Origin of the sequence: Streptomyces hundungensis, assembly GCF_003627815.1 — a bacterium.
GTDB lineage: Bacteria > Actinomycetota > Actinomycetes > Streptomycetales > Streptomycetaceae > Streptomyces > Streptomyces hundungensis_A.
In genome coordinates, this window is the sequence record NZ_CP032698.1 from 7340587 (window position 1) to 7366926 (window position 26340).

Genomic DNA, 26340 nt, shown 5'->3' on the forward strand with positions numbered 1-26340 from the left:
GCCGGGACTGTCAGATGTCTGCGGTCCCGCCGTTGTCGCCGCCGCTGTTGTCGGGGGTCTCACCGGCCACGACCAGATCGGGCAGTTGCTCGGTCATCTCCTCGCGGGCCTCCCTCGACAGGCCGGCGTCCGTCACCAGCGAGTCGACCTGGTCGAGCGTGGCGAACGAACTCAGGCCCACCGTGCCCCACTTGGTGTGGTCCGCGATCACCACGACCCGCCGCGCCGAGTGCACGAACTGCCGATTGGTCTCCGCCTCGGCCAGGTTGGGCGTGGAGAGCCCGGCCTCCACCGAGATGCCGTGCACCCCGATGAACAGCACATCGAAGTGGAGCGAACGGATCGCCGCGTCGGCGACCGGCCCCACCAGGGTGTCGGACAGCGTCCGCACCCCGCCGGTGAGCACCACGGTCGCCGCCCCCGGTCGCGGCCCGGACCCGGCCGTTGAGCGCTGGGCGGCGTGGAAGACATCGGCGACCTGCACCGAGTTGGTCACCACCGTCAGCTCCGGAACGTCCACCAACTGCTGGGCCAGCGCATACGCCGTGGTGCCGCCCGCCAGCGCGATGGCGCTGCCGGGCACGGCCATCCTGGCCGCCTCCCGCGCGATGTCCTGCTTGGCGCTCAGCTCCAGCGCCGACTTCGCCTCGAAACCGGGCTCGTGCGCCGTGGCCTCCGCGACCGGCACGGCCCCGCCGTGCACCTTCTCGATCACGCCCTGGCGCGCCAAAGCGTCCAGATCCCGGCGGACCGTCATGTCCGAGACGTTGAGCTTCCGGGTGAGTTCGTTGACCCGGACCCCGCCACGCCGTCTGACCTCATCGAGGATCAGCGCGCGACGCTGCTCCGCGAGCAGATTCTGGTGGTCGTTCACTGCCGGGCCGACCCCTTCCCCATCGTCGAACAACTCGCCGGACACATCCGCGCCCCGGCCTACGGACACCCATCCTGTCACGGGGAGATTCCGTAACCGCACTGCACCGAGGCACCCCGATCCGAGATCCTGACGTTCCGTGCCACCCCGCGCCGCCGATCCTGCCACCACGAGAGCGAGCCGCAGAAGTGACCCGTGCCCCAGCCGCAGGCAAAGCCGGTGCCGTCGCCGCCGAAAACGGCGGCCCCGCCCTCGAACTGCTGGTCCACGGCGTCGGCGGCGCCTCACCGCAGCAGATGCTCGGCGACCCCCGCACCGTGTGCGTCACCGGCGACGACACCGCGGCGATCTACCGGCGCTCCGAGGACGCCGACGCCGAAGCCCACCCCGAGCGCTACCGCGACCGCCCGGTGCCCGAGGCGTACGTCTGGTGCAACCTGACGTCCGGCAACAGCGCCCGCGCCCTGTGGCTGCTCCTGCTGCCCTTCATGGTGATCAACCTCGCGCACTGGATGCGGCCCCCCGCCCACGAGCCGCACTGGGCGATCCGGCTGTACGGGGTGCTGGTGCGGCTCATCGCGCTCAGCCTCACGGTGCTCCTGGTGGCCGCCGCCTGCGAGGTCGCGCTCGACCTCACCGCCTGGCAGTGCGCGGGTTCGGTCGCCTGCTCGCGCTCGTGGTCCTGGCCGGGGTTCCTGTCGGTGGCCCACCACGGCTGGTGGGCCCAGCCGGGCCGTCGGCTCGCACTGGCGGCCCTCGCGCCGACCGGCCTGACCGTGCTGCTCTGGTACCTCTCCAACCGGACCTGGAGCGCGTACGAGTCCCAGCAGCCGCTCGGCGACACGTCCGCCGAGGACTCCCCGCCGGCACCCCGCCCCGCCTTCAGCCGACCGGGATTCTGGTACGGCAGGCGCCTGGTGGCCCGGCTGCGCGCCGCCCACACCGCCGCCGGTTTCCTGACCACTGCCGCCGCCGTCACGGTCGCGGCCGCCCGCTACGACCACGACTCCACCAGCGCCGTCCGCGAGACACTCGGTCTGCTCCTGGAGTCAACTCTGGTCGTGGCGGGCCTCGTTGTGGTGGCGGTGGTGTGCCGGCGCGGACGTACCGAATCCCATCTCGACGAGCGGCTCGACAAGGCCGTCACCGCCTGGCTGCCCGCCACCTCGCTCGCTCTGCTGGCGCTGGCGCTGCTGTACGCGTGCTGGGGCCGCCCCGACTGGGCCTCGGCCGGCACCCTGCCCGGTGACCGGGCCTTCGGGATCCTCGCCTTCAGCCAGGGCGCGCTGGTGGTGGCCCTCGCCGCCGTGGCGAAGCATCTGCGCCGCCGGGCCCCGGGCGAACGCACCGCCTTACGAGGCCTCGGCGGCCCCGCCGTCGCCATGCTCGCCTGCGCGCTCGGCGGGGTGATGACCGGCGGTGTGGCCCAGCGCGTCGCCGACTGGCTGGACCACGACGCCACCCCGGGCATGAACCCCTCCGCCTACCACGGGCCACCACCGCTGCTGACCTGGCAGGCCTCGGTGATCCCCGCCCTGATCGTGCTGCTCGTTCCCCTTCTGCTGTACTTCGGCGTACGCACCTGGCGCACCGCCCGCGCCGACGAGCCCCGTGTCATGGCTGACTACCCCACCGAGCGGCCCGACACCGCCCGCACCCGGCGCATCGCGGCCGCCCGCGCGATGGCCGGGCTCACCGACCGGGCCCCGCTCTTCCTCGGCATCGTCTCCGGCGCGTCCCTGCTGCTCGGCGCCGCGGCCCTGGTGGGCGCCTGGTGGGCGGGGGAAGTGCCGGCGCGGGCCGCCGACGGCGCGCCCGCCCCCGTAGGCTTCGCCGCCGACGCCGTCCAGTCGCTCGGCTCCTGGTGCACCGGTCTGGGCTTCCTGCTCTTCGTCACCTGGGGGCGGCGCGCCTACAAGGACGCGGCGGCCCGCCGCACCGTGGGCATCCTGTGGGACGTCGGCACCTTCTGGCCGCGCGCGGCCCACCCCTTCGCGCCCCCGTGCTACGCCGAGCGCGCCGTGCCCGACCTGGCCTGGCGGATGAACACCTGGACCGGGCGCACCGGAGGACGTCTGGTGATCTCCGGCCACTCGCAGGGCAGCGTGCTCGCCGCGGCCGCCGTGTGGCAACTGCCCGCCGCGACCCGGCGCCGGGTCGCCCTGCTCACCTACGGCTGCCCCGTGGAGCGTCTTTACGGGCGCTGGTTCCCCACCTACTTCGGCCCGGCGCCGCTAGCGGCCCTGCACCAGGAGGTGCACTGCTGGCGGAACCTGTGGCGGGCCACCGACCCCATCGGCGGGCCGGTACGCACCGGCGGCGACGTCGACAAGGGCCCCCTGCTCGACCCCGTCGCCTACGGCCGCACCAGCACCCACCCGCTGCCCGCGCCGATCCTGGGGCACTCCGACTACCAGGCCGATCCCGCGTTCGCCCACGAACGGGCGCTGCTGCTGGCCGCGTTGGCGAGCGGACTCCCCAACCAGCGCTCGGATCAGGGAAGTTCGGGCAGGTCGTCCGGGTAGAGCAGGGTCAGATCGTCGGTGCTGGCGTCGGCGAGCTGGGCGACCCGGCCCGCGTGCCGCTCCACCATCGACTCGAAGGTCTGGCGCGCGGTGCGCCCGTTGCCGAACGCGGCGCCCCGGGGCAGCACCGTGAAGTACTTCAGCAAGCACTCCGCCGTCCCCGCGCCGAGCCGGTACTCGTGCTCGTCCGCCTGCTGCTCGACGATCCGCACCAGCTCGTCCGCGGAGTAGTCCGAGAACCTGATGGTCCGTGAGAAGCGGGACGCCACACCGGGGTTGACGCTCAGGAAGCGCTCCATCTCCGCCGTGTATCCGGCGACGATGACCACCACCGCCTCACGGTGGTCCTCCATCAGCTTCACCAGGGTGTCGATGGCCTCACGCCCGAAGTCCCGGCCCGAGTCCTCGGGGGACAGGGCGTACGCCTCGTCGATGAACAGCACCCCGCCGCGTGCCCGGTCGAACGCCTCCTGCGTACGGATCGCGGTGGACCCGATGTGCTCGCCCACCAGGTCGACCCGGGACACCTCCACCAGGTGACCGCGCTCCAGGACGCCGAGGGAGGCCAGGATCTCCCCGTACAGGCGAGCCACCGTGGTCTTTCCGGTGCCGGGGGAGCCGGTGAAGACCAGGTGGCGGCGGGCCGACGCGGCCTTGAGGCCGGCCTGCTGCCGCTTGCGGCCCACCTCGATCATGTCGGTCAGCGCCCGCACCTCGCGCTTGACGCTCTCCAGACCCACCAGGGTGTCGAGCTCACCGAGCACCGCCCCGGAATCGCGCGCGGGCTCGGCCGCCGGCTGTGGTGCCGGGGGTTCCATGACGCGCTGGTCGGGCAGGGCCGAGAGCAGCCCCATGGTCTGGGTGGCGCTCTGCACGGCGGGCGGCTCGGGGGCCCCGGGGCGCGCGCCGCTCTCGTCGCTGGTGCACTCCTCGACGACGGCGCCGTCCTCGGAGAACTCATAGCCCCGGCGCGCACACCGCTCGGTGCGGCAGCGCGTCAACGTCGTACGGCAGCCGTCGATGACATGGAAGCCGAAGCCGCCGCTGCCGGTCACCCGGCAGGCGTGGAAGGTGCCCCGGCCCTCGGCGGAGACATAGAAGCCGGCCTCGGCGGGCGAGGTGACCGTGACGCGTTCGATCCGGGGATCGGCGCCCTTGGTGACGATGACCCCGGTCTGGGCGCCGTCGATGGTGCAGCCGGCGAGGGTGCCCCCGCTGCCGTGGTCACGGAACCAGGCACCCGTGGCCGCCTCCTTGATCCGGCAGTCGTCGAGCTGGGCGGTCGCGCCGTCGCTCACCGACACGGCGGTGTTGCGCACCTGGGTGAGGTCGCTGTCCACGACGTCGGCGCGCGAACCCCGGTCGAGCACGAAGATCGCGTCCGGTACGTCATGGACGCGGCAGCCCTCCAGGCTCGCGGTGGCCCCGTCGCTCACCCACACCGCCGGATAGTCGCCCGTACTGTCGTGGATCTCGCACTGGTTGGCGTTCACCCGGGTGCCCGGGTCCCACACCGAAAGGCCGTTGCGGCCGAAGCGGCGCACCTTGGTGCGGGTCAGGGTGAGCACCGCACGCGAACGGAGATCGACCGCGTTCTCGGGGATGTCGTGGATGTCGCAGTCCGCGAGCGTGAGCACCGCGTCCGTGTCGAGGGTGATGCCGTCGGCCGAAGTGCGGTGCACCGTGCAGTCGGTGAGGTGGGCCGCGGCGCGCGAGGCGATCGTCACGCCCGCGCCCTTGATCTCGTACACCTCGCAGCCGAGCGCCTCCAAGCCGCTTCCCTCACCGCCGACGGTGAGCCCGGCACCACTGGAGTGGTGCACCCGACACCGTTCGAGCCGGGGGTGGCCGCCGCTGTGCACCGAGACCCCGGACTGTCCGGCCGCGACGACCTCGCACTCCTCGAACAGGCCGCCCGCGCCGTCGAACACGCCGATGCCGACGCCGCCCGGGTTGTCCACGACACAGCGCCGCACCGTGGGCCGCGCTCCGCCGCGTACCTCGATGCCCACCGCGGAGCGCGTCACCACCCGCAGGTCGACGAGCTCGGGCGCGCCGTCCTCCACGAGGAGCGCGGGCGCCGCCGCGTCCTGGCCCTCCAGATACAGGTCCCGTACGGTCGCCGAGGCGCGCACGGTCAGCGCCACCCCGTCGACGGGCGCGATCCGGACCGAGCCGACGGCGCCCTCGGGGCCGCGCAAGGTCACGGAGCGGCGCAACACCAGGTTCTCGCGGTAGGTGCCCGGGGCGATGGTCAGGACGTCGCCGTCGCCCGCGGCCTCCAGGGCCGCGGCCAGGGAGGCGTACTCACCCGTGCGGCGGCGCCACCTCGACGTGCCCGTGTGCGTCACCTGGACCGTGCCCTGAGCCATCGTGCTGCCGTGCCCCCACCTCGTGCGTGCGTCCTCGCACCCACCTAGACCGTGACCTGTGCCTGCGCCTGATGGTCCACCGTAGCGCGCGCGGGGCCGCCGAGTTGACCGGTCAGCTGCCCGCGCCGGTACGGCCCCAGTCCGGACCGTAGCGAGCCCATGCGCGGTCCAGCCGGGCATACCGACGGCGTATCAGTCGCCATACGGTCAACCGCCGTATGCCCTCGATGAGTCCGGCGGTCGCCGCGGCCGCGCAGATCCCCGAGAACACCGCGTGCGTATCGGCCGCGGACCGTGCCATCGGCGGGGGTACCGGGCTTCCGTGGTCGTCGGTCCACAGCCGGAAGGTGGCGCCCTGCGCCGGTGACCTGAGGGGCGAGACCAGCGTGCCGTGGCGTGAACTGCCGTCGTACGCCGTCCAGTTGGCGACCACGGTGGTGCGGGCGGCGCGGATCGTCGAACCTTCGGGCAGGGAGGCGCCCGCCCGCTGCTCGGCCCGGCCCACCACGACGGCCGCGGTCACATGCCGGTGCCGGCGCTGTTCGGTGACCTGTTGCCGCAACGAGGTGTCGGTGAGCGAACCGCACACCACCCCCACCGCGGGCGCGGCGAACACCATCAGCACCAGAGCCACGAGCGCCACCCAGGCCTCCGCCAGGTCGGTGCGCCGGCGCAGCGGATTGTGGCGCCAGCGCCACAGCCCCGACATCGCTCGCACGGGCCACGCACCCCCTTCCGCCTCCGGGCCGCCCCGACGGGACGGCGTGAGCGGGTGGCGTGAACGGGACCCGGCCCACCCGGCTTGCCCTGTCCAACGCGTCCACCATCCCCAGGAGTTCCCGCGCGACGCGGAGCCATGCGAGCTGCGCGGGCTACGCGGGCTACGCGGGCTATGCGAGCTACGCGAACTACGCGAGCACCTTCATCGCGTCGCCGACGCGGAGGGTGCCGGTGTTCTCCGGGATCACCAGGACGCCGAACGCGAGCAGACCGCCGATCCGTCGGTGCCGGGCCAGCGTGCGCAGTGGTTCCTTGCCGCGTTCGGCCGTCGACTGGTCGGTGGTGGTGACGACACAGCGGCCGCAGGGCTTCGCGACGCGGAAACAGACGTCCCCGATGGAGAGCCGCGACCAGGTGTCCTCGGCCCACGGCTCGGTCCCGTCCAGGACCACATTGGGCCGGAACCGGTTCATCGGCAGCGGGCCCTCGTCGGCGCGATCACCCTGCGCGATCAGGGCGTTGAGGGCGTCGAGCGAGGCGCGGGTGGCGATCTGGAGCGGGTAGCCGTCCGCGAAGCTCACCGTTTCGCCGTTCGGCGCGTAGGTGGGGTTGATCGTCCTGCGGCGCGCCGGGTCGTCGAGGTGCATCAGCCGCACTTCGGCGCCCAGGTAGGCGCTGAACCACGCGTGGGCCGCGTCGTCGGCGGCCACCGCTTTGAACTTCTTGCCGAACAGCATGACGCCCACGGCGGCCACCGCCCGCGGCGGCTCGACCTCCAGATCGGCCCGCCCGGGCGCGGAAAGACGCACCCCTCCGCCCGGCAGTGTGGCGGCACTGCTCAGGGCGAGCTCGGGCCGTTCGCGTTGCGTGACGGCCGTGCCGTCCGTGTCCACCAGCATCCATCGGCGGTCCCCGGCGAGCCCCCATGGCTCGACCGCCGCTCGTGCCGTGTCGTATCCCCCGACCGACTTGACGGGATGAAGGTGAATCCCGTGCACGACCGCATCAAATCCGTTGTCCATCGCTACATCCTGCCAGCCGCTCCGGACGGCGCCGGGCGGCCGGGTAGTGCCCTCGGGTCAGTACCCGGTGCCCTGGTAGGGCCGGTTGTACGGATCCTCGTACGGCGCGGGCTGCGGCCGGGGCGCGGCCGGCCGCATCGCCTCGTACCCGGTGCCCATCGGGCGCTGCGGCATAGGCTGCTGCGCCTGGTAGCCGCGCGGGGCGGAGGTCTGCTGGGGAATGTAGGGGGCCGGCGCGTGCTGCAACGGCATCGGCTGCTGCATCTGCTGCTGGTATCCGTACGAGGACGCGTAGGACGGGGTCTGCTGTGAAGGCGCGGCCGGAAGGGCGGGCATGGCCGACGGCAGAGCGGGCAGGTAGTTGCTGCCGGTGTCGTAGAGGGAGGGCACTCGGATCGGGGCGATCTGAGGCGTACCCCGCTCTGCGACGAGGGAGTCGTAGATGGGGGTGTCGGGGAAGAACGGCGCGGAGTAGTAACCGCCGCCATAGGTGGAGCGGGGGGAGGTCATGGCACATAAGTTAAGCCCACGATGTGGCCGTTGGGGAGTCCCAATCCCCGGGTCATCCGTTTTGCGCGACTTTTGCCCATCTGACCTGCCGAAACGCCATGCATGAAGCCGTTGAACGACAGGGGTCGTTCCGCGGGCGCGACGTTCACCAACAGTGGCGGTCGGTGTACGAACGGCGACATTCGCGCGGAGCCCGCGGCGCTTGCGCAGAAGGCCAGTTGAGCCGCCGTCGCCTGTCGGCCGGCCACGATCCCTCACCCCGCGATCAGGGTCTTTGGATGTCTCGTCACCGGGCGGCGACACAATGGGCCAGGATCCCCCCACGGCCACCGGGCCGGGCGGCCGCTCGGGCACTAGGTTGACGTGCAGAGAGACCTGGGCACCACGTCGAGTGATGGGGGAGAGCATGTCCATGCTTAAAGGAGCCAATGTCCCGGTGCCGGCGCACTCGGTACGCGTCGAACTGACCTGGCGAACCGGTCCCGGCGTCCCCGACGTCGACGCCTCGGCGCTGCTGCTCGTGGGCGGCCGGGTCCGTTCGGACGCCGACTTCGTCTTCTACAACCAGCCCTCGCACTCCTCCGGTGCCGTACGCCACGAAGGCAAGCGGTCCGGGCCGGGCGCGGTGACGGACACCCTGTTCGTCGACCTCGCACGCATGGAACCCGCCGTCGAACGCCTGGTGCTCGCCGCCTCGGCCGACGGCGCCACCTTCGGCCGCGTCCCCGGGCTCGGCATCCGCGTCCTGGACACGGCGGGTGGCGCGGAGCTCGCCCGCTTCGACAGCCAGGACGCCACCGTCGAGACCGCCTTCATCCTCGGCGAGCTCTACCGCCGCCAGGGCGCGTGGAAGTTCCGCGCGGTGGGCCAGGGTTACGACAGCGGGCTCGAAGGTCTGGCCAGGGACTTCGGCATCACCGTCGACAAGCCCCAGCAGCCGCCCGCCGCCTCGCAGCCCTCCTACCCGGCGCCCGCCGCCCCGCACACGCCGCCGCCCGCCGCGCCCTACACGCCGCCCGCCGCGGCCCCCTACGCGTCGCCGACCGCGCCTCACGCCCCCTCGCTCCCGTACCCCGCGCCGACCGCCCAGGTGCCGGTCCCGCCCGTGGCCCCGGCGGCGCCCGTACGGCTCTCCAAGGTGACCCTCACGAAGGAAGCGCCCAGGGTCTCGCTCGCCAAGCAGGGCGGCAGCTCGGGCGCGATGCGGATCAACCTCAACTGGCAGAGCCGCAAGCAATTCAGCGGCTGGGGAGCCAAGTTGGGGCGCGCCGCCGCCAACCACTCCGATCTCGACCTCGACCTGTGTGCCCTGTACGAGCTCACCGACGGCCGCAAGGGTGTCGTCCAGGCCCTCGGCAACGCCTTCGGCGCGCTGCACCAGCCCCCGTACATCCACCTCGACGGCGACGACCGCACCGGAGCCGTCGACTCGGGCGAGAACATCACCGTCAACCTCGACCAGAAGGACAAGTTCCGCCGCCTGCTGATCTTCGTCACCATCTACGAGGGCGCCCGCAGCTTCGCCGACCTCCACGCCACGGTGACGCTCCAGCCCCAGTTCGGCGCCCCCATCGAGTTCTTCCTCGACGAGTGCACCGTCCCCTCCACGGTCTGCGCCCTCGCCCTGATCACCAACAACGGCGGCGACCTGGTCGTCCAGCGCGAGGCCCGCTATCTGGTGCCCGCGCGCGGCGTCAGCCCGCAGCGCACCGTCGACCAGACCTACGGCTGGGGCATGAACTGGACGCCGGGCCGCAAGTGACCCCGAACGCTCAGCGCTGCTCGGGGGCGGCCTCGGGCCGGGCGTAGGTGCGCCCCTTCCAGGCCGCTCCCCGGCCGCGGTAGTGCTGCACCGCGGAGTCCACCGTCATCAGCAGGTACAGCAGCGCCGTGAACGGCAGCGTCGGGGCGAGCGCGAGCGGCTGGCGGTAGTAGCGGAGCATCGGCAGATACGTCACGGTCATCACCAGCCAGGCGAGCGCGCCCGCCCACGCGGCCCGCGCGTCGCCGCCCGAAAGACCGGCGAGGAACGTGACCGGGGGAGCCAGATAGACGAGGGCGAGGCCCGCGACCGTACCGAGCAACACCAGGGGATTGTGCCGCAGTTGGGCGTACGCACTGCGCGAGACCATCCGCCACAGGTCCCCGAGCCCCGGATAGGGACGCACGCTGTCGACCCGGTCCGCGAGGCCCAGCCAGACCCGCCCTCCGGAGCGGCGCACCGCACGCGCCACGGACACGTCGTCGATCACCGCCTGGCGCACCGCGTCCGGAATCCCGGCCCGCCGAGCCGCCTCCGTACGCAGCAGCACACAGCCGCCCGCCGCTGCCGTGGCACGCGGCCTGCGCGCGTTGATCCAGCGGAACGGGTACAGCTGGGCGAAGAAGTAGACGAACGCGGGGACGATCAACCGCTCCCAGCCGCTCGCCACCCGCAACCGGGCCATCTGCGACACCAGATCGAAGCCGCCGCCGCGCGCTGACGCGACCAGCTCGCGCAGACTGTCCGGCCGGTGCGCGATGTCGGCGTCGGTGAGCAGCAGATACTCCGGGTCACGCGCCCGCGCGAGCGCCATGCCCTGGCGCAGCGCCCACAACTTGCCGGTCCAGCCCGCCTCCGGCTCACCCGGCGCGACGACGGTCAGCGGCAGACCCCCGTGCTCCTCTGCGAGCCGCCTAGCCAGTTCACCGGTGCCGTCCGCACTCGAGTCGTCCACCAGAAAAATCTCGGCACGGCCCGGATAGTCCTGGGCGAGCAGCGAGGGAAGACTCAGCGGCAGCACGGCCGCCTCGTCGCGCGCCGGCACCACCACCGCGACATCCGGCCACTCCGCGAGCTCCGCACGCGGCGGCAGCCGCTGGTCGGTACGCCAGAAGAAGCCCTGCCCGAGCAGCAGCCAGAGCCAGACGACCAAGGACACCACGGCGATCCACACAAGGGCGCTCACCCGCCGCAGTCTGCCGCACAACCCGGGCCGCGCACGGGACCTTCGGCCGGTTGCGCCGAGGCCGTCGACTATGGTGACCGGGTGAAGATCGCGCTCATGGACTCCGGAATCGGCCTGCTCGCCGCGGCCGCGGCGGTACGCCGGCTACGGCCCGACGCCGACCTCGTGATCTCGTCCGACCCGGACGGCATGCCCTGGGGCCCGCGCACGTCCGAGGGCATCACCGAGCGCGCCCTCGCCGTGGCCCGGGCGGCCGCCGCCCTGGAGCCGGACGCCCTGATCATCGCCTGCAACACCGCGTCCGTGCACGCGCTGCCCGCGATCCGGGCCGCCCTGGAACCCGCGATCCCGGTGATCGGCACCGTGCCCGCGATCAAGCCGGCCGCCGCCGCCCGGGAGCCCTTCGCCATCTGGGCGACCCCGGCCACCACCGGCAGCCCGTACCAGCGCGGGCTTATCCGTGAGTTCGCCGACGGCGTCCCCGTCACCGAGGTGCCCTGCCCCGGCCTCGCCGAGGCCGTGGAGCACGCCGACGACGCCGCGATCGACCGGGCCGTCGCCGCGGCCGCCGCCCTCACCCCGCCGGAGGTAAGGACCGTCGTCCTGGGCTGCACCCATTACGAGCTGGTCGCCGAACGCATCCGTACGGCCCTGCGCCCCCAGGGCGGCCCCCTCACCTTCTTCGGCAGCGCCGAACCGGTGGCGGCCCAGGGCCTGCGCCGCGCCAACATCCTCCCCGCACCGGACGCGGCCCAGGTCGGAGGCCTGACCGTGCTGCTGAGCGGCCGTGTCGGCACGCTCCCCGACGTCGCCCTCGCCTACCCCGAAGGGCGCCTGCTCCAGGCCGTCAGTCCCGCTCACTGAGAGCTGAGCGGTGCCTCCGGAGCGGAACCTGAGTACCCTGCTAAGCATGAGGGAACCGTCCCGGGAGTACCCCGCGTCCCCCGAGCACCGCACCGGATCCGGCGCCACCGCGCAGCCCCCAGAAGTCTGGATCGGCCGGGCGACCAACCGCGTCCAGTGGCTGCTCGCGGTCGGCGGCGCGGCCTGCATCGCGCTCGGCGTGGAGCTGGCCGTCGACTCGACCTGGACGTCGGGCATCCTGCCCCTGCTGATGTCCGTCGTGGGCTGCCTGGCGGCCGGGCTCCTCGTCCTCTTCGGGACCCTGGCCTTCGTCCATGTGGCGGTCAAGGTCGACGGCGACTGCCTCGAAGTGCGCTGCGGCCACATCGGACTCCCGCGCCGCACCATCCCCCTCGAACTCGTCGTCGGAGCCGACTTCGTGCCCAGCGTCACCCCGCGCCAGTGGGGCGGCTGGGGCTACCGCTGGCGGCCCGAGATCGGCACCGCCGTCGTCGTCCGCCGCGGCGAGGGCGTGGCGCTCAAGCTGGGCGACGGCCGTGTCTTCACCATCACCGTCGACGACGCGGAAACGGCGGTACGGGTCATCCGCGACCGTCTGCGACTGCTGGGCACGGGCAAGCCCGCCGGGGCCTGAGCGACTGGCTGCGACTGGTCGGCACTGGTAAGCCCCCCGGGGCCTGAGCGACCGGCTGCGACTGCTGGGCACGGGCAAGCCCGCCGGGGCCTGAGCGACTGGCTGCGACTGGTCGGCACTGGTAAGCCCGCGGAGGCTTGAGCGACTGGCTGCGACTGCCCAGCACGGATAAGCCCGCCGAGGCCTGAGCGCCCGTCTGCCACTGCTCGGCATGGACAAGCCCGCCGAGCCCTGATCGTTCGCCGTTGCGGCCCTTGCCGGTCGCCGGCCTCCGAAGGCGGGGCTCCCCCGGACACAGGGACCCGCCGTAGACTCCGCCGGGTGAGCACCACCGAAACCCCCCTCGCCGAGCCGGAGCAGCTCGGGCCGCGGGCCGCCGCCCCTACGCGGACGCGGGCACTGCTGAACCGTCTCCTGCGGCCCGCCGTGGCCGCGCTGGGTGGGGTGCTGCTGTACCTGAGCTTCCCGCCGAGGCCCCTGTGGTGGCTGGCGCTCGTCGCGTTCGCCGTCCTCGGCTGGGTCCTGAGGGGCCGGAGCTGGAAGGCGGGCCTGGGCCTCGGCTACCTCTTCGGCCTCGGCTTCCTCCTGCCCCTCCTCGTGTGGACCGGGGTGGAGGTCGGCCCCGGACCGTGGCTGGGTCTCGCCGTCATCGAAGCGCTGTTCATCGGGGCGGCCGGAGCCGGCATCGCCGTGGTCTCGCGGCTTCCGCTGTGGCCGGTGTGGTCCGCCGCCCTGTGGATCGCGGCCGAGGCGGCCCGCGCCCGGGCGCCGTTCGGCGGGTTCCCCTGGGGCAAGATCGCCTTCGGGCAGGCCGACGGGACGTTCCTGCCGCTCGCCGCGCTCGGCGGCACCCCCGTCCTCGGCTTCGCCGTGGTGCTGTGCGGTTTCGGACTGTACGCGTGCGTCCGCCAGGCGCTGCGGCTGCGCGGCGCCGACGGTGTCCGCAAGGGTGCCGCGGCCGCCGCGCTGCTCACCGTCGTCGTGCCGGTCGGAGCCTCGTTCGCGGCCCGCGGCCTGGTCAGTGACTCCGCCGAGGACGGCACGGCGACCGTCGCCGTGATCCAGGGCAATGTGCCCCGCCTCGGCCTCGACTTCAACTCCCAGCGCCGGGCCGTGCTCGACTACCACGTACGCGAAACCCTGCGCCTCGCCGACAAGGTCAGGGCGGGCCAGGAGCCCCGGCCCGACTTCGTCCTGTGGCCGGAGAACTCCTCCGACGTCGACCCCTTCGTCGATGACGACGCCCGCGCCGTCATCGACCAGGCCGCCAAGGCCATCGGCGCCCCCATCTCCATCGGCGCCGTCGTCGGCGGCTACGGAACGAAGCTCTACAACGAACAGGTCCAGTGGGACCCGAGGCTCGGCCCCGTCGCGACGTACGACAAGCGGCAGATCCAGCCGTTCGGCGAGTACATCCCCCTGCGCGGCCTGATCGCCACCTTCGCCCCCGGCTACACCTCCATGGTCCGCGAGGACTTCAACCGGGGTACGAAGCCGGGCGTGTTCACCATGGCAGGCACCAAGGTCGGCATCGCCACCTGTTACGAGGCGGCCTTCGACTGGGCGGTGCGCGACACCGTCACCGCGGGCGCCCAGCTCATCTCGGTGCCGAGCAACAACGCCACCTTCGACCGCAGCGAGATGACCTACCAGCAGCTCGCCATGTCCCGGGTGCGGGCGGTCGAGCACAGCAGGACCGTCACCGTTCCGGTCACCAGCGGTGTCAGCGCCGTGATCATGCCGGACGGCAAGGTCGTGCGGAAGACGGCCCTGTTCACCCCGGCCTCGCTCGTCGCCAAGGTGCCGCTGCGCTCCTCGCGCACCCCCGCCACCGAACTGGGCACCCTGCCCGAGTGGGCGCTCGTTGCGACCGCCGCGGCGGGCCTGGCCTGGGCGGTCACCCGCGGTGTGCGCGCCCGGCGGGGCGCGGAGGCCTGACCGGCCCGTTCCGGGCGGCCATTAGGGTCGGGGCATGGCAACTCCTGACTTCATTCGAGACATCCGGGCCGTCGCGGGTCATCAGCTGCTCCTGCTGCCGGGTGTGAGCGCGATCGTCTTCGACGACGCCGGCCGGGTCCTGCTCGGCCGCCGCGCGGACACCGGCCAGTGGTCGACGATCGGAGGCATCCCGGAGCCCGGGGAGGAGCCCGCGCACACCGCGGTCCGCGAGGTGTACGAGGAGACCGGGGTCCGGTGCGTCGCCGAGCGGGTGGTCCTGGTGGAGGCCGGCCACTCCACCGTGACCTATCCCAATGGTGATCAGTGCCAGTTCATGGACATCGCCTTCCGCTGCCGCGCCATAGGTGGCGAGGCGCGTGTGAACGACGACGAGTCGCTCGAAGTGGGCTGGTTCGCCCTGGACGCCCTGCCGCATCTCAGCGAGTTCTCGCTGTTCCGCATCAAGCAGGCGCAGTCGGACGGCCCCACATGGTTCCAACCCAGTACGGGCCTCTGAAGTATGTGCGCCGACCACATGGGTGGTGAGGGGCAGCCTGCCTAGGGTCGGGAACATGACCGCCCCCACCGCCCCCGCGCCCCTCCCGCCCTCCGTCGCCCTGGACCTCGAAGGCCGCACCGCGCTGGTCACCGGCGCCGCGGGCGGCATCGGCCGCGCCTGCGCACTACGGCTCGCCGCCGCCGGAGCCAAGGTCAGGGCGGTGGACCGGGACGCGACAGGCCTCAAGAGGCTCACCGCCCGCGCCACCGGACTGGCCGGCACGGTCGAGCCGCTCGTCCTGGACCTGACCGACCTCGACGCCGCGGAACAGGCCGCGGCCGGCACGGACGTCCTGGTGAACAACGCCGGACTCCAACTGGTGCGCCCCCTCGAGAAGTTCCCGCCCGAGGTGTTCCACACCGTGCTCACCGTGATGCTGGAGGCCCCGTTCCGCCTGATCAGGGGCGCGCTGCCGCACATGTACGGGCAGGGGTGGGGCCGCATCGTCAACCTGTCGTCGGTGCACGGGTTGCGGGCCTCCGCCTTCAAGTCGGCCTATGTGTCCGCCAAACATGGTCTCGAAGGCCTCTCCAAGACCGCCGCCCTCGAAGGCGCCCCGCACGGCGTCACATCGAACTGCGTCAACCCCGGATATGTGCGTACGCCCCTGGTGGAACGGCAGATCGCCGACCAGGCGGCGGCGCACGGCATCCCCGAGGACCGCGTCCTCGCCGAGATCCTGCTGAAGGACGCGGCGCTCAAGCGACTCGTCGAGCCGCACGAGGTCGCCGAAGCGGTCGCCTATCTCTGCACCCCTCAGGCGTCCTTCATCACCGGCACCTCGCTCGCCCTCGACGGCGGCTGGACGGCGCACTGATCCGCCCGCCCCCCGACCGGCTGGGCGCTGCCGCCCGGCCGCCACCTCCGGACGGCTCAGCGCTGCGGCCCGGCCGCCACCTCCGGACGGCTCAGCGCTGCCGCCCGGCCGCCATCTCCGGCCGGCTGGGCGCTGTCGCCCGAACCACCCGGCCCCGAACTCCCGCTTGTTCCGTACCCTTCAACAGTTGTCCACAGGCCTGGCGAGGCCGCCCGTCCGGCAGGTATCCCTGTGACCATGTCCCACGATCACCCGCACCTCAGCGACCACCCGGAAGCCCCCTACCTGGCGCTCCTGGCCCGTGGCGCGCCCGCCGAGGCGTACGACCGCCCGGCGCTCCTGGCCCGGGCCGACGGCGCGGGACCCGAGGCGCTGGCAGGACTGGACGCCGCCAAACAACTCGCCCTGCGCGTACGGGCCGACCTCGAAGGGCGCAGACGCCGCGAGGCCGAACTGTCCGCCCTCTTCGAGACCGCCCACGACCTCGCGGGCCTGCGCGACCTGGATGCGGTCCTGCGCGCCATCGTGCAGCGGGCCCGCTCCCTCCTGGGCACGGAGGTCGCCTACCTCAGCCTCAACGACCCGACGGCGGGCGACACGTACATGCGGGTCACCGAAGGCTCGGTGGCGGCCCGTTTCCAACAACTGCGGCTCGGCATGGGCGAAGGGCTCGGCGGGCTCGTGGCGCAGACCGCCCGGCCGTACGTCACGGCCAGCTACTTCGACGACGAGCGCTTCCAGCACACCAGCGCCATCGACTCCGGGGTGCGCGAAGAGGGGCTCGTCGCCATCCTCGGCGTGCCCCTGATGCTCGGCAGCACCGTCATCGGGGTGCTCTTCGCGGCCGACCGCCATCCGCGCGTCTTCGCCCGCGAGGAGATCGCGCTGCTCGGCTCGTTCGCGGCCCACGCCGCCGTCGCCATCGACACCGCCAACCTGCTGGCCGAAACCCGCTCCGCACTGGCCGAGTTGGAGAAGGCCAACGAGACCATCAGGGACCACAGCGCGGTCCTGGAGCGGGCCTCGGAGGTCCACGACCGGCTCACCGAACTGGTCCTGCGCGGCGGCGGCGTACGCGACGTGGCCGACGCGGTCTCCGAAGTGCTCGCCGGCACCGTCGAGTTCGCGGACGCGGACTCCGCGCAGGCCGGCGTCCTCCAGCTCAGCGGCAGCGACGGCCACGCGCTGCGCCACGGCGAGGACTGGCTCGCCGGGGTCTCCGCCGGAGGCGAGCTCCTTGGCGCGCTGGTCCTGCACGGCCAGCCCGGCCTCGACCCCGTCGACCGGCGCACCCTGGAGCGGGCCGCGATGGTCACCTCCCTACTGCTGCTCGCCCGGCGGTCGGCGGGCGAGGCCGAACAGCGAGTCCGGGGTGAGCTGTTGGACGACCTCCTGGACGCACCGGGCCGCGACCCCCGCCTGCTCCGCGAACGCGCGACGCGGCTGCGCGCCGATCTCGACGCCCCGCACGTGGTGCTCGCCGCCCGCCTCGACGGCCCCCACCCCGGCGGCGCCGGACCGGGCGGCGCGGCCCGCCGCACCGCGGAGCGCCGGCGCATCGGCTCCGCCGCCGTGTATCTGGCCGCGACCCGCCACGGCCTCGCCTCGGCCCGCGACGGCGGTACGGTGCTGCTCCTGCCGCTCGGCCCCGGCGACACCCCGGCCGAGATCGCCCGGCAGACGGCGAAGCAGCTGAGCACCGCCCTGCACGAACCGGTCACGGTCGGCGCCTCGGCCGTCCTCGCGGCGCCGGCCGCGACACCCACCGCGGTCGCCACGGCCTACGCGGAGGCGCGGCGCTGTCTGGAGGCGTTGCGGCTGCTGGGCCGGGCGGGGGAGGGCGCCGCCGCGCAGGACCTCGGCTTCCTAGGGCTGCTGCTCGCGGACACCCGGGACATCGCGGGGTTCGTCGACCGCACGATCGGCGCGGTCGTGGCGTACGACAGGAAACGCGGGACCGATCTGGTGCGCACCCTCGACGCGTACTTCGCCAACGGTATGAGCCCGGCGCGCACCAAGGAACAATTGCACGTCCATGTGAACACGGTGGCCCAGCGCGTCGAGCGGATCGGCCGGCTCCTCGGTCCCGACTGGCAGTGCCCGGCGCGCGCCCTGGAAATCCAACTGGCCCTACGCCTCCATGTGGCGGCCCCAGCCATGACGCCCTGAAAGGTGGGGCGCCACCACACGGCCGCCCCACCCAACTCGCCATCTGGATCAGGCAGTTCGGGCATCCGACACATCGGCGTCGGTGTTGCGCGCACCGGCCGCGGACCCGCTCGGCGCCATGGGAGTGTGCGGCGCGCGGCCGGCGACCCGCTCCAGGTCCCGCTCCCGGGTCTCCTTGGCGCATCCGATGGCGACGACGGTGAGCAGCACGGCCGCGACGACGTAGAGGGTGATGGGCGTCGACGTGCCGTAGTCGGAGAGCAGCGCCGTCGCGATGAGCGGCGCGGGCGCGCCCGCCGCCACGGAGGAGAACTGCGCCCCGATCGAGGCTCCCGAATACCGCATCCGGGTCGCGAACATCTCGGAGAAGAACGCGGCCTGCGGCGCGTACATCGCTCCATGGAAGACGAGGCCGACGGTGACGGCGAGGACCAGGTTGCCGAAGCTTCCGGTGTCGATGAGCGCGAAGAACGGGTACATCCACGCGCCGACGCCCAGTGCGCCGATCAGATACACGGGCCGGCGTCCGATCCGGTCCGAGAGCGCGCCCCACGCCGGGATCACCACGAAGTGCACGGCGGAGGCGATCAGTACGGAGTTGAGCGCGGTCTGCTTGGCCATGTGGGCGGAGGTCGTCGCATACACCAGGATGAAGGCGGTGATGACGTAATAGCTGATGTTCTCCGCCATCCGGGCGCCCATCGCGATCAGCACATCGCGCCAGTGATCCCGCAATACCGCGACCAGGGGCGCCCGTTCAACCACCGCGTCCGCCTTGCGGGCCTCGGCCTGCGCCAACGCGGCCTTGAACACCGGGGATTCGTCCACCGAGAGCCTGACCCACAGCCCGACGAGTACGAGCACACCCGACAGCAGGAACGGTATGCGCCAGCCCCATGAGGTGAACGCGTCGTCGCTCAGCAGCGCGGTCAGCGCGGAGAGCACTCCGGCGGCGAGCAGTTGCCCGGCCGGGGCGCCGGTCTGCGGCCAGGACGACCAGAAGCCGCGCCGCCGGGCGTCCCCGTGCTCCGACACGAGCAGCACGGCCCCGCCCCACTCGCCGCCGAGCGCGAAGCCCTGCACCAGGCGCAACGCCGTGAGCAGCACGGGAGCCGCGGCCCCGACGGTGGCGTGCGTGGGCAGCAGCCCGATGCCGAAGGTGGCCCCGCCCATCATGAGCAGGCTCACCACCAGCAGCTTCTTGCGCCCGAGCCGATCCCCGAAGTGCCCGAACACCAGCGCCCCGAGCGGCCGCGCCGCGAAGCCGACGGCGTACGTGAGGAAGGAGAGCAGGGTGCCGACCAGCGGGGCGGACTCGGGAAAGAACAGCTTGTTGAAGACCAGCGCGGCAGCCGAGCCGTAGAGGAAGAAGTCGTACCACTCGATGGTGGTGCCGATGAGGCTGGCGGCGACGATGCGCTTGAGGTTGGCAGCGGGTGGGGGAGCGGTCGCGGGGGAGGACATCGGCACCACTTCCTGGCGTTCGACGGGGGACGACTTCGTGTCGCCATACCGTAGGAACGCGCAGGTCAGAGGCGTATATGGTGGGACACCATAGTTCTGGGCCATGGAGTGCGCGCGCCCACCATGCCGACGGCCAAGGCTCTCCGCAACGGCGCCATCAATGCGAGCGGGGGAGCGCGCACATGTGCCCCACCCGGGACCGGCTCAACTTCGCCATGCAGCATCCGCCTTCCGCACCGTCTTCGCCGCGTGGTCAGCCGATTCGGCCAAGTTGCGGAGTACGCGGGAAACCCGGCTGAGGAATCATCCGTAGCGCAGCGGGTGCGCTGCCGTGCGGCAGGCAACAGCATGGCGTTGTGCAGGAGCGACAGGACGACTGCCACCACACCGGCAGGGGCCGCCCCGCCACCCGGGCCCGCCGGCCGCACGCAGGACGGCCGGGCAGGTGCCGGGGACCCTGGAGTGGGGAATGCAGTGGTCATGACGGAAAACGAGCAGGCTGCCGGCGACGCGTCCGCCCATGAGGAATCCACCCGCCACTACTACGAAACCCGCGACGTCGATGCCTTCTACGACGCCGTATGGGGTGGCGAGGACATTCACGTCGGCGTGTACCGCCACGCGCAGGAAGCGATCGCCGATGCCTCGCACCGCACCGTGCGGCGCGCCGGGGACCGTATCGCTGACCTGCTTGGTCCGGGCTCCACCGTGCTGGACCTCGGTTCCGGATACGGCGGCTCGTCTCGCGCCCTGGCCGAGCGCTTCGGCTGCCGGGTCGTCGCCCTCGACCTCAGCGAGGGTCACAACCGGCGCCACCGCGCGGTCAACGCCCGTAGGGGGCTTGACCACTTGATCGAGGTGGAGACCGGCTCCCTCGGCGACCTCCGCTACGACAGCGACCACTTCGACGCGGTCTGGTCGCTGGAGGTCTTGTGTCACGTCACCGATCGCGAGCGTGCGCTGCGGGAAGCGGTACGCGTCCTGCGGCCGGGCGGCACGCTGATCTTCTCCGACATCATGGCGGAGGAATCCACCCCCCGTGAGGCCCTGCGGCCGGCACTGTCCCGACTCGGCGTGCGCGACCTGGCCACCCTCCCCTTCTACCTGTCCCACCTGTCCAGGCTGGGCCTGCGCGCTGCTTTCGACGACCTCAGCGAACACCTGGCCACGCACTACGCGCGCCTCGCGAACGAAGTGGCCCACCGCACCGACGAGTTGCGTAGCGTCATGAGCCCGGCCTACCTCGATGAGCTGTTGGCCAACTTGCCTCTGTGGGCGGACATCACCCAACGGGGCCTGCTCCGCTGGGGCCTGTTTCACGGGACGAAGTGATCCACCTCAACGACCGACCACCCCGGACGCTCACTCCGACATGTAGTCGCTGTCCGACCCCGAGTCGTTGCCCAGCTGCATCTGGCTGAACGGAACGCTGGCCACGACGCTGCCGGCCGAGCCCATGCTCGCATCGCTGTCGCTCTCGCTCTCCGTCCCGCTCGAACTGCTGGAGGAGACGTCCGCGAACGTCGGATCGTCGACGATGTAGTCCGCGCCGGACTTCGTGACCCAGCCACAGCGAATGTAGACGTCGATGAGCTTCAGACGGGCCGCCTTCGTGAAGGCGCTCATGTTCGCCTGCTGCATCAGGCTGTCGAATGCGGAAGGTCCGGGAATTTGACCGGAGTTGATCTGGGCGACGTAGTCGTTGTGCGTGTCGGCGATGGCCGTGTTGTGCGTATGGGCCATCAGCGCGATGAGATGCATTTGGCTGTCGTTGACGGTGACGGTTCCCGTCCCGTGCATGGCTTGCTTGGCGTACTCGTACGATTCCGCGGGGCTGTCGGGGTCCTGCCCGGACCGGAACAGGTCATTGAGGTTCGGGTCGTTCTGCCAGGTGGCGGTCGTGGGTCCGGCGGTGCTCTGCACCGCGACGTCGACACGGGTCGGGATCATCACCGCCCGGAAGTTGCCGTGCGCGGACGGATAGTGCGGAGTGAACGTCACGTTGCCCGATCCCAGCGCGACCAGAGCCTTCTCGATGTCGCGCCACTCGCCCGACTGCTGGTTCAGGGACCACTGCGGAACAATGTTCTCGGTGACGTCGCTGCCGCCCACTTCAAGGCCCATGATGTGGCCGCGGTCGTAACCCGCTCCGCCGAAAAGGTCGCGCCACACTTCGCTGTTGCTCGGAGTCGCGCCCCTGGGGACACGTGTGCCGGTCGCCTGGTAATGCTGCTTGAGCGCGTCCTTGTAGGCCGATTGCAGGGACGTCACCGACAAGGGTTCCGGGGCGGCCGGCCGGCCGCCGGTTCCCGTGGGCTGGATAGGCCCGGTCACCCTCTCCGGACGCTCGATCGGCAGATCCCACAGCGCCAACGAGCCCGCCTTCGCGGGCTGGTACGACGTCACCACCGCGCCTTCCACCGACGTGGTACTCGCCCGCTGTACCGCCGTCGCATCGCCCGGGGCGCCGGCGGAGTCCGTGGTGGTGCTCGGCGCCGGCGCCGGTGTCCCTTGGCTCATCGCGCGTTTCGCGTTCGCCTCGGCCGCCCGCTCGAACCGGTCGGAAGGGTCGGAGACATGGAGGCCCGAGCCGTTGTCCGTGCCGGCGACGGGACCCTGACGCTGCTGGATGACATGGGTGAGTTCATGGGCGAGGGTGTGCTTGTCCCCGCCCCCGTCGCCGATGACGACATGGTTGCCGGAGGTGTAGGCGCGTGCGCCGACCTCGGCGGCCGAGGCCTTGGCGGCGGCGTCGTTGTGGATGCGTACGTCGGAGAAGTCCGCGCCGAGCCGTGCCTCCATGTCGCTGCGCGTCGTGTCGTCCATGGGGCGCCCGGGCGCGCGCAACACGTTGTGCACCGTGGACCGCTGCACCGCCGGCTGCTCGGCGGCCTGCTCGGCCCCCTGGTGGCCACAGCCCGCCCCGTGCTGGTGTCGCTCCGGCTGGACCCAGCCGTGACCAGCCGCTCGGAGCATCTGGACGACGGCCGCGTTCCCCGCCGTGGCCTGGAGGGCGAGCAGACCCGCGGGGACGCCGGAACGCCGCGGCGTGCCGGGTGCGCGGTCGACGCCGTCGCGTGCGGAGACCTGGGCGGCGTGTTCGTTGGCGGGCATCATGGGTCCTCTCGCGCGCCGTAAGCACGTGGTACTGGATGGACGGAACAGGCCCGGCGGGCCGCCGGCGCCGGGCGGTCACCACCGGGAATGCGCGATCGTTCCAGGGCGCGCCAACGTGTCCCTAACTCCCGCCCCGTCCCCGCGTTAGCGAGAGCCGGCCCCCGCGACACGTGCGAGGGCGTTCGGACCGTGTTCGGTCCCTTTCGGCCGATGGCCCCATGGCCCGAGGAACGCCAGGCTGCTGGTTGCCCGGTACCGAGGGAGGCCCGGCCGAGGCGGTACGGGGTCCTGGCATCGGACGCGAAACGGAGGGGGCTCGTCATGGCGCGGACAGGATCAGAGGCGCCGTTCGTCGGCCGGGCGCACGAGTTGTCCAGCATGAGGGCGCGCCTGGACCTGGCCGGAGGCGGCGAGCCGGGGACCGTCGTGGTGGACGGGCCCGCGGGCATCGGAGAGACCTCGCTCGTACGGCGCTTCCTCGGCGGGGTGAGCGCGGAGTGGCGCGTGGCACGAGCCGGCGGAGACGAGATCGAGACGCAACTCCCGTAAGGAGTCGTTACGCAGTTGATCCCCAACTCTCCTGCGATTGAGGGCAGTTCGTCGGCGTTGGGGGAGGGCGATTGGCGGCCGGGCAGCGCCATGCCGGACCCCGTGGCCGTGGGTGCCTCGCTCCTGACGTCCTCGGCACGTTCCAGGGCCGCTCCCCGGTCATCCTGGTCATCGACGACGTCCACTGGGCGGACATCCCTTCCCTGCACGCCCTGACCTTCGTACTGCGGCGGCTGCCTGCCTTCGTGAGTCGGCGCGACGAACTCCGCGCTCAGCGCCGGTAGATGCGCAGGGCCGACACCTCGAAGGACAGCTCCGTCACGTCCGGCGGCGGCTGCGGGTGGAAGCGGCCCGCGCAGACGGAGAGGTTCACGATGAGGTACGCCCGCCAATCCCGGCCCACGCCCGCGTGGTCGCGGAAGGCGCGTACCCCGTTCACCCACCAGGTGACCGAGCGGGCGCCGAACCGGACCCGCAGATCGAGCCAGGCGCCCGGGGCGACACGAGGATCACGGAAGTAGGACTGGCCGCCATGGACGTGGTTGGTGAGTTCCAGGAGGTCGGGGTTGTCCGGGTGGTACTCGAAGACGTCGACTTCCTGGCCACCCTCCCGCCAGGTCCAGATCGCGGGCCACGCCCCCACCTGGGCGGGCAGCCGCACCCGCGCCTCCAGGACGTCCCCGGTGCGGACCATGAACGCCTCGGCGCTGCCTTCCGTGGTGAGCAGACCGGCGTACCAGGTGCCGGCGCCGTCGGGGTTCCGGGTCGCCCGGAAGACTCCGCCACGGCTGTACGCCGGATCCTCGACGAGGTAATCCAGCTTGTTGTCACCGGGGTTGACCGGACCGCCGTCCGGATACGCGGACGAGCGGCCCGCGACCCACTGGGTGAGGGACGTGAAATCCGCGGTGAACACGACCGGGCCGTCGTCCGCCGGGGAGGCGGCACCGGAGCGCGGTCGGGGCAGGTGGGCGCGGCACCACGTGAAAACGTTGGAGAGCACGAGCCCACACTGCCCAGCTACGTGCCCATACATCCCTCGCCGCGCCCTTTGGTACAGAGTGGCGCGACGGAGGACCCGGCCGGGGCCCGCGCCAGGGGGAGCGGGCGGTCTACGCCTTGGCTTCCTGCTGGATGCGGATCAGGTTGCCGGACGGGTCGCGGAAGGCGCAGTCGCGCGGCCCCCACGCCTGGTCGATGGGCTCCTGCAACACTTCGGCGCCCGATGCCCGGACCGTCTCGAAGGTCGCGTCGACGTCGTCCGTCCGGAAGACGAACATCGGCAGGACGCCCTTGGTGAGCAGCTCCTGCATGGTGTCGCCGTCGGCCTGGGAGCGGCCGGCGTGCGGCTCGGAGAGCACGATCTCCAGGCCCGGCTGGGTCGTACTGCCGAGGGTCACCCAGCGGTGACCGCCCGACGCGACGTCGTTGCGCACTTCGAGGCCGAGCGCGTCGCGGTAGAAGGCGAGCGACTCGTCGGGATCGTTGACGGTGATGTGGCAATACTGGAGTGCGATCGTCATGCCGTCCACGTTAGGCCGCCTCGTCGCCGCCTGCTTCTCGGATCCTGCTCGGGCCGCGCGGGGCGCCCTGGGCGCTCGGGCCCCCTCGGACGCTCGGCGGGTTCCGTGCCGGACGGGTGTGCACCTTGGCGACGCACGCGGGCATCGCCGTCACCGCGTCGTGCGCCCGGCCGCGGTACGCGCTCGGCGTCTCGCCCACGACCTCCGTGAACCGGGAGCTGAACGACCCCAGTGACGTACAGCCGACCGCCATGCACGCGTCGGTCACGCTCATGCCCCCGCGCAGCAGCGCCATCGCCCGCTCGATCCGGCGGGTCATGAGATAGCTGTACGGGGTTTCGCCGTAGGCCGCCCGGAACTGCCGGGAGAAGTGCGCCGGGGACATGAGCGCGTGGCGCGCCATCGTCGGAACGTCCAGGGGCTTGGCGTACTCCCGGTCGATCAGGTCGCGCGCCCGGCGCAGGTGCACGAGGTTGGCCAGCTCTTCCGGCGTCATGAACCGACGCTACCACCGCCCACTGACAGCCAGCCTGACCTGCGGAAACCGTCCTCCTCAGGACCGCTTCTCCGACCGGCCCGGCAGCGGCGACGGCGGGGCCTCGCGCTGGTACGGGACCGCCGTCGGGGGCATGGGCACAGGGGTGGGCGTCGGCGTGGATGCGAGCGGCTCGGCCGGGTCCCGCTGGAGGGATACGGTGCGCGCCGGGGCGGGGATCGAGATGCCCTCCTCCCGGTACCGGCGGTGCAGCCGCTTGATGAACTCGTGCTTGATCCGGTACTGGTCGCTGAACTCGCCCACCCCGAGGATCACCGTGAAGTTGATCCGGGAGTCCGCGAAGGTGTGGAAACGGATCGCGGCCTCGTGCCCGGGCACCGCGCCCGCGATGTCTGCCATCACGCCGTCGATGACCTCCAGGGTGACCCGCTCGACGTGTTCGAGGTCGCTGTCGTAACCGACGCCCACCTGCACCAGAACCGTCAACTCGGCTTCCGGGCGGGCATAGTTGGTCATGTTGGTGCGGGCGAGACGGCCGTTGGGGATGATCACCAGGTTGTTCGACAGGTTGCGCACCACCGTGTTGCGCCAGTTGATGTCGACGACGTACCCCTCCTCGCCCGTGCTGAGCCGGATGCAGTCGCCGGGCTGCACCGTCTTCGAGGCGAGGATGTGGACTCCCGCGAAGAGGTTGGCGAGGGTGTCCTGAAGGGCCAGGGCCACCGCGAGGCCGCCGACTCCCAGGGCGGTGAGCAGCGGGGCGATGGAGATGCCCACGGTTTCCAGCGCCACCAGGACGCCCATCGCCACCACCACGACGCGGGTGATGTTCACGAAGATGGTGGCGGAGCCGGCCACCCCCGTCCGCGACTGGGCCAGGGACTGCACGAGCCCGGCGACGACCCGGGCCGCGGTGAACGTGACGATGAGGACGAACAGGGCGGTCAGGGCGTGGTTGACGATGCCCGCGACCCGGGCCGTGAGCGGCAGCGCGGAGGCCGCCACCGCCGTGCCCGCCAGGACGGCCGCCCAGGGGGCGATGGTGCGCAGGGCGTCGACGATGATGTCGTCCCCGCTCCAGCGGGTCCTTCGGGCGTGCTTGCCCAGCCAGGTCAGGACCAGGCGCAGGAGCAGCGCGGCCGCGATGCCGACGATCATCGCGATGGAGGCCACCACCCAGTCGTGCAGGACGAGACTCCGGTTCAACGGACGTCCTCCCGGCGGCGCGGGGCCAGGGGG

The 26340-nt window shown here is 72.1% G+C and carries 23 protein-coding genes; 11 read left to right on the forward strand and 12 right to left on the reverse strand.

The genetic code is table 11. The annotated features are described in order from the left end of the window. Window positions 1–10: 10 nt before the first annotated feature. On the reverse strand, window positions 11–874 hold the full coding sequence (locus DWB77_RS32670; protein ID WP_120728490.1) for a DeoR/GlpR family DNA-binding transcription regulator: 864 nt from the start codon (window positions 872–874) through the stop codon (window positions 11–13). Between the two features lie 188 nt (window positions 875–1062). Here DWB77_RS32670 and DWB77_RS32675 point away from each other — a divergent pair, with 188 nt between their 5' ends. After that, window positions 1063–3399, forward strand: a complete 2337-nt coding sequence (locus DWB77_RS32675; protein WP_120725760.1) for a hypothetical protein — start codon at window positions 1063–1065, stop codon at window positions 3397–3399. On the opposite strand, the gene DWB77_RS32680 is transcribed toward DWB77_RS32675, so the two are convergent. From DWB77_RS32680 to DWB77_RS32695, 4 genes are all read right to left on the reverse strand, one after another. Beyond that, a complete protein-coding gene (locus DWB77_RS32680) occupies window positions 3369–5771 on the reverse strand; it encodes a right-handed parallel beta-helix repeat-containing protein (RefSeq protein ID WP_120725761.1) in 2403 nt (800 codons plus the stop codon). The two genes, DWB77_RS32675 and DWB77_RS32680, sit on opposite strands and share 31 nt — an antisense overlap. Before the next feature lie 112 nt (window positions 5772–5883). Next, on the reverse strand, window positions 5884–6480 hold the full coding sequence (locus DWB77_RS32685) for an Rv1733c family protein (protein ID WP_342778043.1): 597 nt from the start codon (window positions 6478–6480) through the stop codon (window positions 5884–5886). Window positions 6481–6679: 199 nt separating this feature from the next. Next, complete coding sequence (locus tag DWB77_RS32690; RefSeq protein WP_120725765.1) at window positions 6680–7513, reverse strand: MOSC domain-containing protein; 834 nt, start codon at window positions 7511–7513, stop codon at window positions 6680–6682. A gap of 57 nt (window positions 7514–7570) precedes the next feature. Then, a complete protein-coding gene (locus tag DWB77_RS32695; RefSeq protein ID WP_120725767.1) occupies window positions 7571–8023 on the reverse strand; it encodes a DUF6643 family protein in 453 nt (150 codons plus the stop codon). Window positions 8024–8429: 406 nt separating this feature from the next. Here DWB77_RS32695 and DWB77_RS32700 point away from each other — a divergent pair, with 406 nt between their 5' ends. After that, on the forward strand, window positions 8430–9785 hold the full coding sequence (locus DWB77_RS32700) for a TerD family protein (RefSeq protein ID WP_246033703.1): 1356 nt from the start codon (window positions 8430–8432) through the stop codon (window positions 9783–9785). Window positions 9786–9795: 10 nt separating this feature from the next. On the opposite strand, the gene DWB77_RS32705 is transcribed toward DWB77_RS32700, so the two are convergent. Then, a complete protein-coding gene (locus tag DWB77_RS32705) occupies window positions 9796–10971 on the reverse strand; it encodes a glycosyltransferase (protein ID WP_120725771.1) in 1176 nt (391 codons plus the stop codon). An 81-nt stretch (window positions 10972–11052) separates the two neighbouring features. Between DWB77_RS32705 and DWB77_RS32710 the strand changes: the two genes are divergently transcribed. From DWB77_RS32710 to DWB77_RS32735, 6 genes are all read left to right on the forward strand, one after another. Further along, on the forward strand, window positions 11053–11835 hold the full coding sequence (locus DWB77_RS32710) for a glutamate racemase (protein ID WP_120725773.1): 783 nt from the start codon (window positions 11053–11055) through the stop codon (window positions 11833–11835). Window positions 11836–11881: 46 nt separating this feature from the next. After that, window positions 11882–12469, forward strand: coding sequence for a hypothetical protein (locus tag DWB77_RS32715; protein ID WP_120725775.1), 588 nt, complete (start codon window positions 11882–11884; stop codon window positions 12467–12469). A gap of 321 nt (window positions 12470–12790) precedes the next feature. After that, a complete protein-coding gene (gene lnt / locus DWB77_RS32720) occupies window positions 12791–14407 on the forward strand; it encodes an apolipoprotein N-acyltransferase (RefSeq protein ID WP_120725777.1) in 1617 nt (538 codons plus the stop codon). A 34-nt stretch (window positions 14408–14441) separates the two neighbouring features. After that, window positions 14442–14924, forward strand: coding sequence for an NUDIX hydrolase (locus DWB77_RS32725; protein WP_120725779.1), 483 nt, complete (start codon window positions 14442–14444; stop codon window positions 14922–14924). A gap of 55 nt (window positions 14925–14979) precedes the next feature. Then, entirely contained in the window at window positions 14980–15783 is an 804-nt protein-coding gene (locus DWB77_RS32730) for a 3-hydroxybutyrate dehydrogenase (RefSeq protein WP_120725781.1), read from the forward strand. A gap of 237 nt (window positions 15784–16020) precedes the next feature. Further along, window positions 16021–17952: a helix-turn-helix domain-containing protein gene (locus tag DWB77_RS32735; RefSeq protein WP_120728492.1), complete on the forward strand. Its 1932-nt coding sequence runs from the start codon at window positions 16021–16023 to the stop codon at window positions 17950–17952. 48 nt (window positions 17953–18000) lie between these two features. On the opposite strand, the gene DWB77_RS32740 is transcribed toward DWB77_RS32735, so the two are convergent. Beyond that, the gene (locus DWB77_RS32740; RefSeq protein ID WP_120725783.1) at window positions 18001–19416 is read right to left on the reverse strand and encodes an MFS transporter; all 1416 of its coding nucleotides are present in this window, start codon (window positions 19414–19416) and stop codon (window positions 18001–18003) included. Window positions 19417–19896: 480 nt separating this feature from the next. Here DWB77_RS32740 and DWB77_RS32745 point away from each other — a divergent pair, with 480 nt between their 5' ends. Continuing rightward, window positions 19897–20748 carry an SAM-dependent methyltransferase gene (locus tag DWB77_RS32745; protein ID WP_120728494.1) on the forward strand — a complete coding sequence of 284 codons (852 nt, stop codon included), beginning with the start codon at window positions 19897–19899 and terminating at the stop codon, window positions 20746–20748. Between the two features lie 30 nt (window positions 20749–20778). On the opposite strand, the gene DWB77_RS39040 is transcribed toward DWB77_RS32745, so the two are convergent. After that, window positions 20779–22530, reverse strand: coding sequence for a DUF4157 domain-containing protein (locus tag DWB77_RS39040; RefSeq protein ID WP_246033704.1), 1752 nt, complete (start codon window positions 22528–22530; stop codon window positions 20779–20781). A gap of 324 nt (window positions 22531–22854) precedes the next feature. On the opposite strand from DWB77_RS39040, the gene DWB77_RS32755 reads away from it, so the two are divergent. Then, window positions 22855–23082 (forward strand): ATP-binding protein, encoded by a 228-nt coding sequence (locus DWB77_RS32755; RefSeq protein WP_120725784.1) that lies wholly within the window; start codon window positions 22855–22857, stop codon window positions 23080–23082. 71 nt (window positions 23083–23153) lie between these two features. Further along, the gene (locus DWB77_RS32760) at window positions 23154–23366 is read left to right on the forward strand and encodes a hypothetical protein (RefSeq protein ID WP_120725786.1); all 213 of its coding nucleotides are present in this window, start codon (window positions 23154–23156) and stop codon (window positions 23364–23366) included. On the opposite strand, the gene DWB77_RS32765 is transcribed toward DWB77_RS32760, so the two are convergent. The 4 genes from DWB77_RS32765 to DWB77_RS32780 form a co-directional block, all read right to left on the reverse strand. Further along, window positions 23354–24049 (reverse strand): beta-glucanase, encoded by a 696-nt coding sequence (locus DWB77_RS32765; protein ID WP_120728496.1) that lies wholly within the window; start codon window positions 24047–24049, stop codon window positions 23354–23356. The two genes, DWB77_RS32760 and DWB77_RS32765, sit on opposite strands and share 13 nt — an antisense overlap. Window positions 24050–24194: 145 nt before the next feature. Further along, on the reverse strand, window positions 24195–24605 hold the full coding sequence (locus DWB77_RS32770) for a VOC family protein (protein WP_120728498.1): 411 nt from the start codon (window positions 24603–24605) through the stop codon (window positions 24195–24197). Between the two features lie 10 nt (window positions 24606–24615). Beyond that, window positions 24616–25101 carry a helix-turn-helix transcriptional regulator gene (locus DWB77_RS32775; protein WP_120725788.1) on the reverse strand — a complete coding sequence of 162 codons (486 nt, stop codon included), beginning with the start codon at window positions 25099–25101 and terminating at the stop codon, window positions 24616–24618. Between the two features lie 57 nt (window positions 25102–25158). Beyond that, window positions 25159–26307: a mechanosensitive ion channel family protein gene (locus tag DWB77_RS32780; RefSeq protein WP_120725789.1), complete on the reverse strand. Its 1149-nt coding sequence runs from the start codon at window positions 26305–26307 to the stop codon at window positions 25159–25161. Window positions 26308–26340: the final 33 nt, after the last annotated feature.